Origin of the sequence: Pseudoalteromonas sp. A757, assembly GCF_004103285.1 — a bacterium.
In the GTDB taxonomy this organism is placed as follows: Bacteria; Pseudomonadota; Gammaproteobacteria; order Enterobacterales; family Alteromonadaceae; genus Pseudoalteromonas; species Pseudoalteromonas galatheae.
The window spans coordinates 359,890-375,585 of record NZ_QNQN01000072.1 but is presented as its reverse complement, the minus strand read 5'-3'; the positions used below and the strand labels follow the sequence as shown (position 1 = coordinate 375,585).

The following is a 15,696-nucleotide window of genomic DNA, read 5'->3' as shown; positions in this document are numbered from 1 at the left end:
GAGCAACTCATGGCATTAGAACAAGATATTGCTAATCTCATTCAGTCTACGGATGCTTTAACGGCGGTGGTGGATAACAAGGCGCAGCAGCTCGATAACCAAATGGCTGCCTTTGACACGCGTATTGCGAAAAAAGAGCAAGATGTCGACAAATTTATTCAAGAGGCGATGCCAGAAACACGCTATGTTCAGGATATTTTTATCGGTGGTTCAAAGGATTATTTTTATCCGGTGTGGTGGACTATGCCCGGTAATGCTGCGGGAGTGAGTAAGTTAACGATTGCTCGTCAGTATTCTTGGAATAGTGACACACAACCCTTAAACACCACAAGCCCTCACCAAGCGGCACTTTTACTTGAATTGGAAGGGAATGCAACGGCTTGGCACGGTGATTCAAATTTTCTACACGTTAAACGCTTTCATGAGCGTTATAACCCAACCGTAAGCCATGCCAGTTTTTCTATGTACTGCAAACGCGAAAAAGCGGATTCAAGTTTAGATCTATATGGGGGCGGTGAAGAAGGTGCCTTTGGTGCATTCTGTGCTACTCATAGCGGGGTTTATTTAAGAGGTGGCGGTCTGAAATATCGAATTATTAAAAACTGGAAAGGCGACGTATGGTTCCATGACGGTAGCGATCAAGAAAGACGGAATCTATATGCAAGAAGCTGGGATAATTGGACAGTTCGTTGGTACGCAGAGCCAATTCCATTTGCCGAGCGCTTAGCCCCAACACTAAGCTCTATTCCATACGCAAACCATCCATATACACCACCAACAGCTTAAAGGAGTCACAATGGAAATTAAAACCTTAAAAATCGGTGATGATGAACTGATTAATGTACCAGCAGATGAAAAAACATTGGCAGATTTGGGAGTCGCCAGTGCTGATATTCCAGGCATTCTAGCTGAGGCAAAGCATGCTCAGCTTGCAGCGCAATGTATGCATGCTAGAAGTTTTGCTTACCAGTGCGAGTCAGATGGTCTTGCCTTCGATTACTTAGCGGCAATGGCCGAATTTGGTGAAGCGAGTGAAGCCGCACAAGCGGCAAAAACTGCGTGGCTGCAAGCGCGAAGCACCATTAAAAACCGCTATCCAAAACCGCAATAACACCAATCTACAACGACTTTAGGCTATTAAGCCCACCATTCGGTGGGCTTTTTTTTGCCTGATTTACCGCTGAGATAACACTCAGTATTCCTTTTATAAATTGTATTAACCATATGGAGAAAAAAATATGGCATTAGAACAAGATATTGCCAAATTGATTGAGGCGTCAAACGACCTCACCGCAACCGTCGATAATAAAATTCAAGATATTACGGCGAAATTAGATGCGAAAAGAGCAGAGGTCGATGCGCGCTTGCAAGCTAAAGAGCAGGCTGTGGACGCAAAAATTACGAGTTTCCAACGAGCTTTGCCTTTAGCACCTAATGCACTTTCTGATACTAAGCATTTCAATAATATTTGTGCCGATGTACCTAACGGCACGGCTGTTGATGTGATTGCGGCGCATGTCGCACCGTGGAGCAGTTTTTATCATCGTGGTACCGAGGGAACAGGAACAATCACTAAGTTATCACTAGCTCAGTTGGCGGAATTCGGTCTCACTCCAAATGAAGAGTTTCTAAGGCGAGGTTTGGGAGCGAAAGATTCCGATGGTGACAACTATTATGGAAGCGATTATAGAGTCCTTCTGCTGGATGTTGTTGTGAATAAAGGACGAGATGATAACCCCGCTGAAGGTAATCTATTTGTACTGAATCAGGGATGTGAAAGATATATTGGTTGGGGTAAGGGGGAGTTTTTAACACAAGCAAGTTGCTGGATTAATGTGTTGGAACAAACCGGTACATTACGATTCTACCCATCCCAAAATCGCTCAGCATCAATTTCTGTTGATAGCTCAGATGCAGGTAAAGGTTGGCAATACAAGTCGAATAGAAGAACAGGCTGGGGTGGATGTCATCAACAATGCTTTGTAGGACTCGGTAGTATGAAGGTGGCCATTGCGTTGCCTTATGTTGGTACGGGCGATCATGGTGACAACATGATCTGGGCTGATAGTGTCGGCTACCCATACACTCACGTAGGTCCAACTTTAAGCGAAGGAGTATAAACATGGCGATTTTAAAATTAAAAACAACAGGTAAAGCGATTGCTGGTGGTATTGTTGATGATGCACACGCGGCACATCTTGCAAAAGAAGCTGAAGTTGATTTCGCTTTATGTGAAATAGAATACAGCCCTAAAGAAATCAGCGAGTTAAGACGCAAACATTACAGCGCCAACACCGACTTCTTATTCTTTGACTATATGGCTGCGGTTACTGAATATGGTGAAACCTCAGAAAAAGCTGTGGCAGCAAAGCAGACTTGGATGAATAAACGCGCCGAAATTAAGTCAACATTGCCAAACCTTTAAACATCAAATTACACGGCTCCTGAAGGGAGTCGTGTTACAACAGGCCCCATTATGTCTTTAACTAACTTCAGTGCGGTCAGTCTTAGTCAATTACCCGCATCCGATTTACTTGAACCCGTTGAATTTAAATCGCTTTATAACGAACTAAAGCAAGCCGTAGAACACGCCTGCCCAGAACTTTCTGAGCTGCTACCTAGCGACCCCATCGTCAAGCTGATGGAAGTCTTTGCTTATCGAGAGCTGTTATTACGTCAACAGATTAATGAAGGCGCGCAGCAGGTATTGCTGGCAAAAGCCACGAGCAGTGAACTCGATTATTTGGGGAATCGTTTTGCGGTGATACGAGAAGCTGGGGAGAGTGACGAGCGCTTTCGAGCGCGTATTCAATTGGCACTAGAAGGGTTTAGTACGGCAGGGCCAATTGGTGCTTATTGTTTTCACACGCTTAAAGCCTTACCTCAAGTTAAGGATGTTTTTGTTGAGTCTCCCGAATTTGAGCAGCTTCAGGTCGAGCCACCATTATCAGACTTAGTACCAGAGCATACGAAATTGCTGCATTGTAGCCATGCCGCTAGGCTTCTAGATGCCGCACCGGGGGATGTTGCGATAACGGTGCTGACAGATAGAGGCAATGGCATACCAAATCACGACGAAATCACTGCAATTACAGAGCATTTGTTTCAAGAAGACATTAGGCCTTTGACGGATAGACCACGAGTGCTCTCAGCTGAGGTAAAAGAATTTACCCTCCGCGCCACGCTTTATTTATATCCAGGCCCCGATGAAGAAAACGTGAAATCTACGGTAGAGCAAAGCGTGCAGCAATGGTTAAAAACACATCATAAACTCAATCATGATATTCGTTTATCTGGGCTTTACAGTGCGCTACACCAAGCAGGTGTGCAACGTGTTGAGCTTCTCTCACCTACCGCCGACATTATCAATACCCCTTGGCAGGCTGCGTTTTGTACACAAGTGGAGATAAACATTGCAGGAAGAGATATTTAATACACTATTACCGCACTCAAGCACTAAGCTTGAGCATGCGTTGGCAAAGGCGCTAAGTAAAGTTTCCGCGACACCAGTTCCACTTGGTAGCCTTTGGGATCCCTGGCGATGTCCCGAGCATTTTTTACCTTGGCTTGCGGATGCACTCAGCGTAGACTTTTGGGATAGCGCTTGGCCAATTGAAGTGAAGCGCAAGATTATAGCGAATAGCGTGCCCGATCATCGAATAAAAGGGACGGTTAGTGCGATAAAAAGCGCGCTCTCCACTCTAGCTGCAAAAGTTGAGCTTAAAGAGTGGTGGCAACAAGAAAATCCTCACGCGTTTACGCCGCATTCTGCACAGATCATTGCGTTGGCCGCTCAGAACCTAGATCCAGCAGGTAGCACGCTACTGACTCCTAAGCTGCAAGCACAACTTTGGCAAGCTGTGGTGATGACAAAACCATGTCGCAGCCAAATTAGTTTGCGTGTAGGTGTACAGCAAAGTACAGGCTTATCGCTCAATACCGTCAGTCAGTCTGCGAGTCTCCAGCGAACGTGGATGCCTCAACACACAGATAATGTTGCAAATGTAAGCCTGTTGTATCTTGCTGGTACTTCTGTCTTGCAAGGGGTGGGCAAAATATCCGGTGAAGTGCGCTCTGATCTCAAAAGTGCTTCCAGCCTTTATGTTCACGCTGCGCCCTTTGCTATCCTAATCCAGCGACAGTCGTTTTATTGCTATTAATACCTAAACAAAGCTGCTGCAAAAACAAACTTGAAGATTAACAGACTCTAAAGGAATGACTCATGGAACAATTTACGCCGCTTATTACGCAGGCGGGATTAAACGCGGCCGTTAATGCCAAAGCCAATGGTTTTACCATTGATATTAGCGCGATTGCGGTAGGCACTTCTGGCTATACGCCGTCTCGTAGCCAAACTAGGCTGCGAAGTGAAAAAAATCGAGTGGCAATTGCCGGCGGGCAAGTTGTTGGTGACGGGCAATTTCATATTACCGGACATTTTATTGACGATGCTGAGTACGCGGTGCGCGAAGTGGGTTTTTATCTTGCCGATGGCACTTTGTTTGCCGTTTGGTCTCACCCGCAAAATGTACTTTTTTATCAAACACCCATTGCACAAATCGTACAAGGGTTTGATCTGCTGTTAAGTGCTGCACCGGTAGACGCTATCACGATTAATACCACAGGCGATTTAACGCTTTTCTATGCCGCTGAATTTCTCGACATGCTGGTGGCACAAACCCAACAACTGAGTGCGCAAATTCAAGCGAATCACCGACAGATTCAATTCAACAACAGACTACTACAGCTAGGAGTGTAATATGGCGGATTATCAGCCAATGACATTAGAGCAGCGCATCGCCGCACTGCAAGCCGAGAACGGCAGATTAATCGATTCAAATAATGCCCTCACACAAACCGTGATCGGCAAAATGGGAGAAATTAATCATGCGCTGAGTGATGCACAGCAAGATATTAGCGAAGCGATTGTTTTGGCAGGAGCAAAAACAGATCAAGCGATCCTTAATTTTGCAGATAGCCACTCTGATTTGCGAATTAATTATTATGATAGGGCAGATCATTCTAAGAGCTCGTTAAATATAGAAGCTGAACCTGAAGCTCCACATATTTCAAAATGGGTAAAAGTACCTATCGCTACGCAGGGTTACTACACTTATCCAGCTCCTCAGGCGCTGACCAAAATACATCTGACTCGTAGTTATAGCTATGCACCTGGTCACAGTGAAGAAGATCAATATAGTCATGATTGGTCTAGAAGCTTTCCTCAATTTGTATTAGCGAATTATGAAGCAACAAGTGATCAGATTAACGCTGAGGTTGAGCGTTTAGGCCTTCAGCCAAAAATTACTGGTGGATGGAATGCATGTGCAACCACCCAGACTATTGACACAATTAAGCTTCATGGTCTGCACCCTTATTCAATGCTATTTGTTCGCTTTGTTAATATGCTCCCATCGCCCGTTGGCAGTGACAAAACACCACAAAATATCGTTGAATTTGGTGGTAACGCCACTTTTGCTGTTGACCGTGTTATTAACTATCCAAGAATCGAGGTGTAATTATGCAAGAACAAATTCCTTCACAACAAGATCATTTAGCTTTACTCGCGTATCTAGACAAGCAAGTAAAGCGCGGGCAAATAAGCCGAGAAGTGGCGGATGTAGAATCTATTATTGGTACTACTGCAGATACAGGTCACCTGGTATTAGTTGAGTTTATTAAGCTGCTTGATGGTCTCAGCAAAGCAACAACACTTGCCGAGATGCGTGCAGCGGCATCACAGGGGCGTGACAGCTTAGGTACATTAACCACAAAAGTGCTGAATAATGAGATTCAGTTTCCCTATCAAGGTAAAGGCGCTGAAAGTGTTTACCAAGAAATTGAATCTCGCGCCACTGGTGTTGCAAGCATTTTAACTTCCTCAGAATAAGGCGCTCTATGGCAAATCAATCAATTGATCTTTCCACTTTGCCAGCGCCAAACATCCTTGAACCACTTGATTTCGAAAGCCTGTTCCAAGCACGTAAACAACGTTTTATTGAACTTGCACCTGAATATGCCGAAGCGCTAGCGCTTGAAAGCTCGCCGCTTGCGATTTGTTTGCAAGTCGAAAGCTATCGCGAGCTGTTATTACGACAGCGCGTCAATGAAGCCGCGGCGGCTAATTTGTTAGCTACCAGCCAAGGCGCTGATCTTGAGCATCTTGGTGCTTTTTATGGGGTAGCTCGGTTGCCCGATGAGCATGACGAAACCCTACGAATGCGTATTCGCAACAGCACCATAGCGTCTAGTACGGCAGGTAGTGCGGCGCATTATCGTCATCAAGCCATTGAAGCTGCACCGGGATTAATCAAGGATGTATCGGTGCAAAGCCCAGGGGATGGGCTGGTGGTGGTAACGGTACTTGCAAAGCTTGACACTGATGCAGAACAGGTCTTAGCACAAGTGAAAGAGAGGCTATTTGACGACTCGGTGAAAATGCTGACAGACACGTTAGAGGTCAAACTTGCACAGCCCGTTTGGGTAGATGTTGAAGCTGAACTTTATCTCAATACTCATGCTTCTGAACTTATTATCAATAAGCTGGAGCAAACGTTGCAAGACAACTGGCTCAAGGTCACGACACTTGGCTGGGACTTAACGCCAAGCTGGCTACATGCGCAATTACACAGTACGGGAATTAGGCATATCGAACTGCTTGCTCCAACACAGTTAATTGATGTGGCGGCCCATCAGTACGTTATGCCCAAGTCAATCTCGCTGACATTAAAGCGAGGCTAAGATGACGTTATTACCTCCTAATCACACTTTGCTGCAACGGCGATTGCAGCAAAGTGTTGCCGTGAGTGACGACACTCATTCGAGTATCTCAAGGTTATCTGGGTTTAAGGCCGAGCCGCATGACAACTTGCTGATGTGGCTCGTTTGGGAGTATGGCTTGGAAGCTATTTTGCCCTACAGCCAAGACCTTCGCGAAACCATCAAGGAAGGTCTGGTTTGGCAGCGACTTCGCGGTACACCAAAAAGTGTAGATATCGCACTCAATTGGCTCAACTTTGACGAGGCTGAGCTTGAGCTTGATAAACCCGGGCGTCACTTTTATCGCTATCAATTGGCATCTGGCAAAATTCCAGGGAACAAGGCGCTTAAAGATATACATCAGCTGCTTGGACTATCTGTCCCAGTAAGAGCCAAACTTTCACGTATTTATCATGGTTATGATGTGCGTGAACTGAATTTATCTCAAAGTGGTTTTGGAGCGCTTCTATCTGATGTTTCTGGCGTGCCATTTCATGATGGCGATAACACGCTATGCAAAGTCAGCTTTGGTCGCAGCCACCAGCAAGGTGTGAGTCATGATATGACGAATGCCTCCGTACACCTCAGTAGAACACATAGTCAGCGCAGTCATTACCTCACGACAAAACGCTTGAGTGAATACAAGCTCAGCGACAAAGAGCCTTCACAACTGCCTGTGAGCTCAGCCCGAATTAGGCTGCTTTCGAAGCATCGCGTGTGGTCAACACGCTCGTGGCAGGGTGAGTGGCAACAAAGCTGGACTAAAGCCGACGCGTTTATCGGTGATCCGCTTCATGCAACGACTGTACATTGGCAACATCGTCAAATGATGCCGCTCTCAGCTGCGCTCGCCACCACTGGACGGCTTAATGTTCATTGCAGTCGTTTCCAAGTGGTGCTCCCAGAATAGCACTCCTCAAATAAATGGAATTCTCAATGCAATCATCACAATTTGCCTCTGTTGTATGGACGACACCGGGGCTTGCCAAATTGACGCAGGCGCTAGAGCAAGGACAAGCTTTTACGTTGACACATTTGTCCGCAGGAAGCGCAGGTTATATCGCGTCTCACTTGCAAACACAGTTACGACAAGAGCGCCAAAAGGTCCCGATATTACAGGCGGAGCAACTCACTGCAACACAAGTGCGTTTTAGCGCCGTGTTTGAGGGGGAAGCCGATTACCCAGTTAAAGAATTAGGAATTTGGTCTGGCAGCACCTTAGTTGCGGTATATAGCGCAGGGGGCGAAGTGCTGAATCATAAAAGCAAAGACGTAGCCTGGTTAGAGGTCATTTCGCTTAACCTCGCAGCGCTGCCTTCACAGCAAGTCAGTTTTGAAACAGGCGTGCTTAACACCAATATTTTTATGGCAAAAGAGCTGGCTACATCTGTTTATGCACATCTGAGACAGGGTAAAAGCCTAATTCAACAAGCTAACCAAACCATGCAACTGGCGATGCGCCTGCGCAAAGCAAACATAGGATAATACATGACCATAGAATCACAACTTGCCCAGTTGCAACAGGCTGCAACAGAGCAAACCGAAGCAAGTGTTCAACTTGCCAATAATATCACCGAAGGCTTACAAGAAATTGATCAGGTTAAGCAAGATATTGCCCAAACCTATCAAACGGTTAATCAGAACAATCAAGCGCTGAATGATTGGCAAACTCAGTCTGGCAGCGTCAACCTCAAAGATCTAAATGGCAACAGCCATACACTGCCAACACTTAAATCACTGATTGCAGATGCACAAAGCGTTAACCCGCATCCCCATGTAATGACCAAAGCCCAGTTTGATGCACTGCGCGACATGCGTAAACAGCAGTATGCGGGGTCAGGGTTTATTGAGTGGGGTAAGCATAATTACCATTCAAACAATGTAAAAGTGAATGAAGGAATTTGGCAGTATGTGGCGCCCTCAGCAAAAAATAAGCTGATTATGGGTGAAGCTGCATCAAATAGAATTGCAGGCATCTCTAACACAATATATCCGGTTGTGAATATCGACGGGGTTACACATCATGTGTCTAAAGTCGCGCACACTAGCACTCAATCTATTTTGAAATTCCCCTTTGCACCCGACGGCACCAAAACCTATGACTCAGCGTCTGGCACCGTAACCCAGCATAATAATGCTGAAGCCGCATTTGCAGCAGAAACCGAGACCAATAAGGTTATCACCTCTCGTAAAGACTTAGTATTCCTGGAGTCTTGGCATGAGAAAATTGCTGATAAAGACGTCGTGTATCCGCTAGGGAATGTGCAATATGGCGCAAATCATTATAAAGGCATTGTGCTTCGCAATAACCTCGTTACTCAGGGGTACTCCGCATTTGGTGAATGGGATACTGGTACAAAGGGGCATGGCATTAAATGGTCATCGCTAACGGAGTCGCAAAAGGCTACTTTCCTTGGAGAGCCTGAACATAATATTTACTACGACCCAAAAGCCAAAGCGTATATTCAGGTTAGGTATCGAGTTAGGGTTGTTGAGGGACTTGGTGATAACTGGGGCTATATAGCAGACTTTAAACTCTCACCAACAGGGCCTAGATTGCAGTACGACGGTTCATTTAATCGAGTAAAACCCCGAGGTAAATTAGCAGGTGTAATGAGCGACCTACGCGCACATAATTCTGGCCCATCAGGCTTTTTCGTAGGTGGTAATATGCAAGAAAGTTATGGTTTATTGCCTGATAAAGGCTGTTTACAAGCTATAAACAAGCAGCTTAGTGCCGTAGATATTGCAATAGCAGAGCAAGGTAAATGCTTCGCTCTACCAATTGCTCTAGTACAGCGTTTAAATCAAGGGGCATATCACCCCAGCTATAACCCGATGGGAACAACACAATATACGATGACGGGTGTACGTAATTATCATTGGTATGAGCTACCCACATCTTTGCGTATGAGCACATTAGGGTGTTTTATCCAGCCAACAGAAACAAGCATCGGAAAGCACCCAGGCATGGGATATATTGGTGGTCATGGCCATTCAAGAGCGGATCAATACAAATACCACGATGCTATCTACGCAGGTCAGGTTGAAGACTTGCGCCTAAGTGCGAAAAAGCAAGATTTTAACGCGTTGCGTGAAGAAACCATGCGTAAAGCGGTTGCTGGGACACTCAGGGGTAAAGAAAAAATCCCTTTTACCTATTTTGAGCATAGATACGGTGTAGAGTTAGCTAGACCAGCAACTTACAACCAGATAAATGCAGGTGGCTCAATTGAATTTAAAATTTCAGCGGGGCAACCTGTACTTGATGCTTATCTTTCTGAACCAAATAATATTGGCTATTACGTATACAACCAAAAGGGAGACTCCATATATATATCAAAGCTAATTGCCTCGCCAATAAATTATGTTAATTGGCCTTATTCGGGTAATGATAAAGTAACCTGCTATATCTATGGCGTTGAAAATAAAGTTGAAGAGTTTAATTCCACATTTTCTATAGGGGATACATTATTTATTGGAGCACTTCGACAGTTAAGTTGTGAATTTGATACTCTCCCTTGGGTTGATATCATCGGCAGCCCTGAAAACATTGCAGCTACCTTCCCTGATGGTGTGGTTGGGCAGTGGATTCCTCAAATCCCGGATGGTACTAGCAAATCTTTTTCGTTAAATAAAAAAGCAGAAAATCCATCCAGCTGGGTGCTCACCAATGATAACGGGAATATATGGAGTGCTGGTAGTCTGGCGTTTGATTACGTGAAGAATGTTTACGTTTCTCCAGCTGAAGAAACAAGAGTTCAATTGCTCAATTATAAGACGGCTTCTACCATTTCACAGGCTGCTGACAATACTAGCTGCCGATCAGTTGGAGAGGTTTTTGCTAACAGTAATTATCTTACCTCGAGAGGCGCAAGGCTAATGGAAAGCTTGACGGATCGTTTTTCCATTTCTGGACAGGGAAACGGTGAGACAAAAATATACCCTTTGTCGGCTTATACGTTAGATTATGATCTTGGTGCCCAAGATATAAAGCTTATGGGGCGAGGAAGCCGATTAGAACATGCTTCGCCAAAACATCCTCAAATAGACCTTATTCCACCTTTATATAATAGTAAAGCATTTAAAGCGTTGGACTCTATCGTGGAAAAAAATGGCCTGTTTTACCTTCAATTTCATGGAAGTGAGTTGCAATATCAAAATCATGATGTACAACTAGCGAACTCAAGTATTTCGCAAAGTTATACAAAAGGAAAAGTGTATAGATTCTCAGTAGGTGAGTTCAAAGGTTTGGTTTTGCAAGCATTGACAACTCTTACAGGAATTATGCAAGACGTGACTTACATCAATGAGGAAGGTGAACTTGTCGGTTTAGTATCAGGCAATGTTGTCTTTAAACCGGTTAACGCAAAAGGCTCTTGGGGCGACGACCAAACCATCCCTATCATCGATGGCGAAAACACCAAAACCGATCTCAATGGCAATACCGTCAAAGTGTTCTGCCATCACACCCTATTCCCAATAGGAATTGCACATAATGGATAAGGAGATTGTAATGAATACTGAGGCTGAGAACTTCACGGCTGATGCAGCAGATACCGCTACAGTGAGTTTTGCAGAAGTGCAAACAAAAATAATGCTGCGTCATCCTCAAGAGCAGATTGACGAAGTGCTACAACTTGCCATTGAGCAAGAAGAAGCGGCATTTCGTGAGGCGCATGCTGCGTGGCAGACTGAAACGACAGAAGTGCAAGCACAGATAGCAGAGGCACAAGCGCACAATGCCGCTAATCCAGATGAACTAATGCCTTTGCCGCAGCTACCAGCGGAGCCTATACTGGACTTGCAAGCGAGAAGAGCTTGTTATTGTGTTGAGCATGTGGAGGTGGATTTAGCATTAACCACTGAAACTGTTGAATCGCGCATAGAGTACGACGATGAAGCGCGAGTGGCTTATCACCATCCAGCGACCATTTCGCATACTGAACAACAAATTGCAGACACCAAACGTGAGCGCTTTAAAAGTCAGCGTGCAGCGAATGTGGCGTCAATCGCCGTTGAGGTTGACGGTCTGGTGTTTGATGGTGATGAACAAAGTCAGCAACGTATGGTTCGAGCCATACTGCTGATGACAGACAGTGACATGCAGCGTTGGGTACTTGCCAATAACACTGTGGCCAATGTGACCAAAGCACAACTTACCCAAGCTTGCTTACTTGCCGCAGAGCAACAATCCGACCTTTGGATTGAATCTTACTAAACCTCTACTTTCTCACCGAGCTTAATTTTTAGCTCGGTTTCATTTCTTTAAGGAGCAGTCCTTGGCCACTTTAACACTTCAAGGCCGAAAGGCGCTTGCACGGCTAATGCAGCAGCAGGCTATTTATTTGGCATGGGGAAACGGTGAATCAAGTTGGGATAATACTTTACCGCCGACCCCTACCAATACCACACAACTCACCAATCTCATAGGTTATCGCAAGGCAAAGCAAATTCGCTTTTGTGAGCCGGATGAACAAGGCGAAATTCAGGTACCAACCGGAAAGTTCCGCTTAAGCGATACCGCCAGCCAACATCTATATTGCCAATTCACCTACGACTTCGAAGATGGCTTAGGTGAGCATATTCGCGAGCTTGGCTTAATGCTTGGTACTACACTGAAAACAGGCGTTCCAGCTGGAAAATATTACCTCTTACCAGACGAGGTTGCAGAGGCTGGTGAGCTTATTTTGCTTGAGCATCGCACGGCGCTATTTCGTGACCAAGGGGTACGCGAAACATTTGAGTTTGTGATCAGTTTTTAAGAAGAAAGCAATGATAAAAGATTATTACCAGCAGTTTGATCCTGCAAAGCGTTACAGCCAGCTATTGTTTCGAGCGAGTAAAGGGTTGCAAAGTCGTGAACTTAACGACCTACAACTGCAGTCTCAGCACCATGTAAAAGGCATCGCTGATGTATTGATGAAAGATGGGGATGTGGTTAAGGGGGGCGAGGTGGTTATTGACCAAGCTCATGCCGTTGCAACCATTGGCGCATCCTCAGTATATTTACAGGGCGCGGTACATGAGGTCGACACCAAACAGCTAGCGATTGCGCTAAATAAACTCGAAATTGTCGGGGTGTGGTTAGCAAAGGAAGTGGTGACAGAGCTTGAAGATTCAACACTTAGAGATCCAGCCATTGGTGCACACAATTTTGACGAAGCGGGTGCCGCGCGACTGAAAATCTCGGGCCGTTGGGGATTGAGCGACAGCCTTGACTATCCCAATAGCGACTTTTTTCCCGTTTACCAAATCGATCATGGCACGCTTATAGTTAAACAGCCGCCGCCACAACTAGACTCAATTACCAGCGCACTTGCGCGTTACGACCGCGAGTCAAACGGCGGGAGTTATGTGGTGAGCGGGCTCAATGTTAGCTATCGAGAGAGCACGGCAAGCCACCAGCACTTTAATGTGCAAGAGGGAAAAGCGCATATCAATGGCTATGAAATAGCGTTTAACACCGCACTGCCCGTTACGCTGCCGAACGATCCCGATGTACGAGAGGTGATCAATGAGCCGAGCCGATTTAGCGCCAATGCCCAAGGCGCTATGCGAGTCGATTTAGACTTTGCACCGGTGCAGCGCATTGATCAGGTGACCGCAGAGGTGAAAAAGCGAACCTCTCTGACTCGAGGCCACGCGCAAACCGGCCAAAACACCGATCCCTTTGATGATGACTCTGTGATTGAAATTTTGCAGATCTCGCAAGGTGGCATTGAATATCAGCAAGGTATCGACTTTATCTTTACCCGTAACCATATTAGCTGGCGCGATGGTGGCAATAAGCCAGCTTCAGGCACGTCGTATGACGTGGTTTATACCTATCGCCGACTTATTGAAGTTGATGCCGACGAAACCGGATTTTGGCTCGAGCAACAGTTAAGCGAGGCAGAGGAAATGCTCGAAAATGGCCTTGTGGTCGTCGATTATCACTGGTTTATGCCACGTATCGACCTGCTCGTGCTTACCCCCAATGGCCAGGTTGAGCGGATCAAAGGTGCACCTGACAGAATCAACCCGCAAGCGCCTTTAGTGCCTCATCAACATCTGGGGCTTGCCCAAGTGCAGCAACACTGGGGGAGTGCGCCACCGCATATCCAAAATATTGCGATTGAAGCGGTACAAATGACAGATCTTGCGTTGATGCAACAGCAGATCTCAGATTTATACCAATTGTTGGCCATTGAACGCCTACGTAACGATACCAATGCCCAGTCACCTGCGAGCAAATACGGCGTGTTTGTTGACCCGTTTTTAGATGACGATATGCGCGATATTGGACTTGGACAAAGCGCAGCTATTGTGGATGGCGAACTCATGCTGCCAATGGCCGCAGAAATAACTCAGTTGTCACAACCACAAGTCCAAACATTACCTTACGAACTCGAGGATGTCTTAGTACAAGAAAGCCGTACTGGGGAGATGAAAATTAATCCTTATATGGCATTTGAACCACTGCCTGCGGATGTCACGTTAACCCCAAGTGTTGACCATTGGACACAAACCCAGACTCAGTGGACAAGCCCTATTACACGCCGCTTAACCCGTGGTGGTGGGCGCGTGCGTCGTGTTGTTGAACATACCACGACAGAACGAGTTGGTGTGCGCCGTCAGCAAGACGAGTTCTTGCGCACTCGTTGGGTCAACTTTGCTATTTCTGGGTTTGATTCAGGTGAGCAACTGGACTCACTATTATTCGATGGCATTGAAATTATTTCAGAGGTGCAAGCATGATCCAAGCAAATACACGCGGTGAATTAGCAGGTCGATTTAAAGTGCCAAATAATGTTCCCGCTGGAACTAAACTGGTGCGATTTATTGGTAAGCAAGGTTCGGCAGGAAGCGCTAGTTATACAGGTAGTGGCGTGATTGAAGTGGAAACATTGAGGCGTGTAAATAACATTATTACTCAGCGTTTTGATCCACTCGCACAAACCTTTATTTTGGAGCAATCGCGATTTATTGCCGGTGTTGAATTATGGTTTACCGCCAAAGGACAGGAAACGGTTGAAGTACAAATTCGAGAAGTTGTACAAGGTATTCCTACGCAAACTGTGCTGGCAAGTAGCAAAATAAGCAGCGATGAGATAAAGCTAAATGACCAATCGACACTGTTTACCTTTACTCCAACCTTCTTAAATGCCGATCAGGAATATGCGTTGGTTGTGTTAACTGATGGGGCCGAGCACAGTGTTGCTATTGCAGAGCTCGGTAAGCTTGATCAGGCGCACAACTGGGTTACCTCTCAGCCGTATCAAGTAGGGGTGTTGTTATCATCAAGCAACGCTAGCACCTGGACGCCACATCAGGATAAAGATCTCACATTTAGGTTAAAAGCCGCCAAATTCACAGAGCAAAGTAGGCGGATTGAACTCGGCGAGGTAGAGGTTGAACAAGTAACGGATTTAATGCTCTTAGCTGTAGTCCAGCGCCCAAGTGCAGATACCCAAGTTACCTTTGAACTCACGTATCCTACTGGCAGTAAAGAAAAAGTACTAAGCGTTCAAGAATGGCAACCAAGCACGCTTGGGGAAACCATAACAGGCAAGGTGAAGGTCGCTGCTGTATTGACGGGAACACCAAGCTTAACGCCAGTACTTTTTGCGGGCAGCCAGTGCGTTCATGGGCAAGTCGCGCAAACCGGAGACTATATTTCTCGCGAGCTGCGCTGCCGTTTAGGCGGTGATTTAACGGTGAGCTTTGAAGCGAATATTCAAAGCCACTCAGAAGTACAAGCCTTGATGCAAAAAGGGGATGTTTGGCTACCACTTGCACTAGATAGCAGTTCAGTGCTGAATGATGGTTGGCAGCAGTTCAACTACACCTTTAACGGTGTTGATACCGCCACGACACGCGTAAAATTAGTACTGAAGGGGACTCCGGCACAGCGCCCTAGAGTACGAAATCTACGTACATTTACCTTGTAGGAGA

At 45.8% G+C, this 15,696-nt stretch carries 17 protein-coding genes; all 17 read left to right on the top strand.

Annotated features, from left to right (window positions below):
- The first annotated feature begins 9 nt into the window (after positions 1-9).
- The 17 genes from DRB05_RS17310 (at position 10) to DRB05_RS17230 (ending at position 15,692) form a co-directional block, all read left to right on the top strand.
- Positions 10-786 carry a phage tail protein gene (locus DRB05_RS17310; RefSeq protein ID WP_128728033.1) on the top strand — a complete coding sequence of 259 codons (777 nt, stop codon included), beginning with the start codon at positions 10-12 and terminating at the stop codon, positions 784-786.
- Positions 787-796: 10 nt separating this feature from the next.
- Positions 797-1,111: a hypothetical protein gene (locus DRB05_RS17305; protein ID WP_128728032.1), complete on the top strand. Its 315-nt coding sequence runs from the start codon at positions 797-799 to the stop codon at positions 1,109-1,111.
- A gap of 127 nt (positions 1,112-1,238) precedes the next feature.
- Positions 1,239-2,120: a hypothetical protein gene (locus DRB05_RS17300; protein WP_128728031.1), complete on the top strand. Its 882-nt coding sequence runs from the start codon at positions 1,239-1,241 to the stop codon at positions 2,118-2,120.
- 2 nt (positions 2,121-2,122) lie between these two features.
- Positions 2,123-2,425, top strand: coding sequence for a hypothetical protein (locus DRB05_RS17295; protein ID WP_128728030.1), 303 nt, complete (start codon positions 2,123-2,125; stop codon positions 2,423-2,425).
- 51 nt (positions 2,426-2,476) lie between these two features.
- Positions 2,477-3,433, top strand: coding sequence for a baseplate J/gp47 family protein (locus DRB05_RS17290; RefSeq protein WP_128728029.1), 957 nt, complete (start codon positions 2,477-2,479; stop codon positions 3,431-3,433).
- Positions 3,414-4,160 (top strand): phage tail protein I, encoded by a 747-nt coding sequence (locus DRB05_RS17285; protein ID WP_128728028.1) that lies wholly within the window; start codon positions 3,414-3,416, stop codon positions 4,158-4,160. The genes DRB05_RS17290 and DRB05_RS17285 overlap by 20 nt, the downstream gene beginning before the upstream one ends.
- A 62-nt stretch (positions 4,161-4,222) precedes the next feature.
- Positions 4,223-4,759 (top strand): phage tail protein, encoded by a 537-nt coding sequence (locus DRB05_RS17280; RefSeq protein WP_128728027.1) that lies wholly within the window; start codon positions 4,223-4,225, stop codon positions 4,757-4,759.
- A gap of 1 nt (position 4,760) precedes the next feature.
- Complete coding sequence (locus tag DRB05_RS17275) at positions 4,761-5,519, top strand: hypothetical protein (protein ID WP_128728026.1); 759 nt, start codon at positions 4,761-4,763, stop codon at positions 5,517-5,519.
- Positions 5,520-5,521: 2 nt separating this feature from the next.
- Positions 5,522-5,890: a hypothetical protein gene (locus DRB05_RS17270; RefSeq protein WP_128728025.1), complete on the top strand. Its 369-nt coding sequence runs from the start codon at positions 5,522-5,524 to the stop codon at positions 5,888-5,890.
- 8 nt (positions 5,891-5,898) lie between these two features.
- A complete protein-coding gene (locus DRB05_RS17265; RefSeq protein WP_128728024.1) occupies positions 5,899-6,741 on the top strand; it encodes a baseplate J/gp47 family protein in 843 nt (280 codons plus the stop codon).
- A gap of 1 nt (position 6,742) precedes the next feature.
- The gene (locus DRB05_RS17260) at positions 6,743-7,669 is read left to right on the top strand and encodes a phage tail protein (protein ID WP_128728023.1); all 927 of its coding nucleotides are present in this window, start codon (positions 6,743-6,745) and stop codon (positions 7,667-7,669) included.
- Between the two features lie 26 nt (positions 7,670-7,695).
- Positions 7,696-8,244, top strand: coding sequence for a hypothetical protein (locus DRB05_RS17255; protein ID WP_128728022.1), 549 nt, complete (start codon positions 7,696-7,698; stop codon positions 8,242-8,244).
- Positions 8,245-8,247: 3 nt separating this feature from the next.
- On the top strand, positions 8,248-11,265 hold the full coding sequence (locus DRB05_RS17250; RefSeq protein ID WP_128728021.1) for a hypothetical protein: 3,018 nt from the start codon (positions 8,248-8,250) through the stop codon (positions 11,263-11,265).
- 10 nt (positions 11,266-11,275) lie between these two features.
- The gene (locus tag DRB05_RS17245) at positions 11,276-11,980 is read left to right on the top strand and encodes a hypothetical protein (RefSeq protein WP_240036266.1); all 705 of its coding nucleotides are present in this window, start codon (positions 11,276-11,278) and stop codon (positions 11,978-11,980) included.
- A gap of 61 nt (positions 11,981-12,041) precedes the next feature.
- Positions 12,042-12,524, top strand: coding sequence for a hypothetical protein (locus DRB05_RS17240; RefSeq protein WP_128728019.1), 483 nt, complete (start codon positions 12,042-12,044; stop codon positions 12,522-12,524).
- Positions 12,525-12,534: 10 nt separating this feature from the next.
- Positions 12,535-14,499 carry a DUF4815 domain-containing protein gene (locus DRB05_RS17235; RefSeq protein WP_128728018.1) on the top strand — a complete coding sequence of 655 codons (1,965 nt, stop codon included), beginning with the start codon at positions 12,535-12,537 and terminating at the stop codon, positions 14,497-14,499.
- On the top strand, positions 14,496-15,692 hold the full coding sequence (locus DRB05_RS17230; protein WP_128728017.1) for a hypothetical protein: 1,197 nt from the start codon (positions 14,496-14,498) through the stop codon (positions 15,690-15,692). The genes DRB05_RS17235 and DRB05_RS17230 overlap by 4 nt, the downstream gene beginning before the upstream one ends.
- The last annotated feature ends 4 nt before the right edge of the window (positions 15,693-15,696 follow it).

Bases quoted from the DNA above. Each gene is read 5' to 3' on its own strand.
- DRB05_RS17310 (WP_128728033.1), top strand. From the start codon at position 10: ATGGCATTAGAACAAGATATTGCTAATCTCATTCAGTCTACGGATGCT.
- DRB05_RS17305 (WP_128728032.1), top strand. From the start codon at position 797: ATGGAAATTAAAACCTTAAAAATCGGTGATGATGAACTGATTAATGTA.
- DRB05_RS17300 (WP_128728031.1), top strand. From the start codon at position 1,239: ATGGCATTAGAACAAGATATTGCCAAATTGATTGAGGCGTCAAACGAC.
- DRB05_RS17295 (WP_128728030.1), top strand. From the start codon at position 2,123: ATGGCGATTTTAAAATTAAAAACAACAGGTAAAGCGATTGCTGGTGGT.
- DRB05_RS17290 (WP_128728029.1), top strand. From the start codon at position 2,477: ATGTCTTTAACTAACTTCAGTGCGGTCAGTCTTAGTCAATTACCCGCA.
- DRB05_RS17280 (WP_128728027.1), top strand. From the start codon at position 4,223: ATGGAACAATTTACGCCGCTTATTACGCAGGCGGGATTAAACGCGGCC.
- DRB05_RS17275 (WP_128728026.1), top strand. From the start codon at position 4,761: ATGGCGGATTATCAGCCAATGACATTAGAGCAGCGCATCGCCGCACTG.
- DRB05_RS17270 (WP_128728025.1), top strand. From the start codon at position 5,522: ATGCAAGAACAAATTCCTTCACAACAAGATCATTTAGCTTTACTCGCG.
- DRB05_RS17265 (WP_128728024.1), top strand. From the start codon at position 5,899: ATGGCAAATCAATCAATTGATCTTTCCACTTTGCCAGCGCCAAACATC.
- DRB05_RS17260 (WP_128728023.1), top strand. From the start codon at position 6,743: ATGACGTTATTACCTCCTAATCACACTTTGCTGCAACGGCGATTGCAG.
- DRB05_RS17255 (WP_128728022.1), top strand. From the start codon at position 7,696: ATGCAATCATCACAATTTGCCTCTGTTGTATGGACGACACCGGGGCTT.
- DRB05_RS17250 (WP_128728021.1), top strand. From the start codon at position 8,248: ATGACCATAGAATCACAACTTGCCCAGTTGCAACAGGCTGCAACAGAG.
- DRB05_RS17245 (WP_240036266.1), top strand. From the start codon at position 11,276: ATGAATACTGAGGCTGAGAACTTCACGGCTGATGCAGCAGATACCGCT.
- DRB05_RS17235 (WP_128728018.1), top strand. From the start codon at position 12,535: ATGATAAAAGATTATTACCAGCAGTTTGATCCTGCAAAGCGTTACAGC.
- DRB05_RS17230 (WP_128728017.1), top strand. From the start codon at position 14,496: ATGATCCAAGCAAATACACGCGGTGAATTAGCAGGTCGATTTAAAGTG.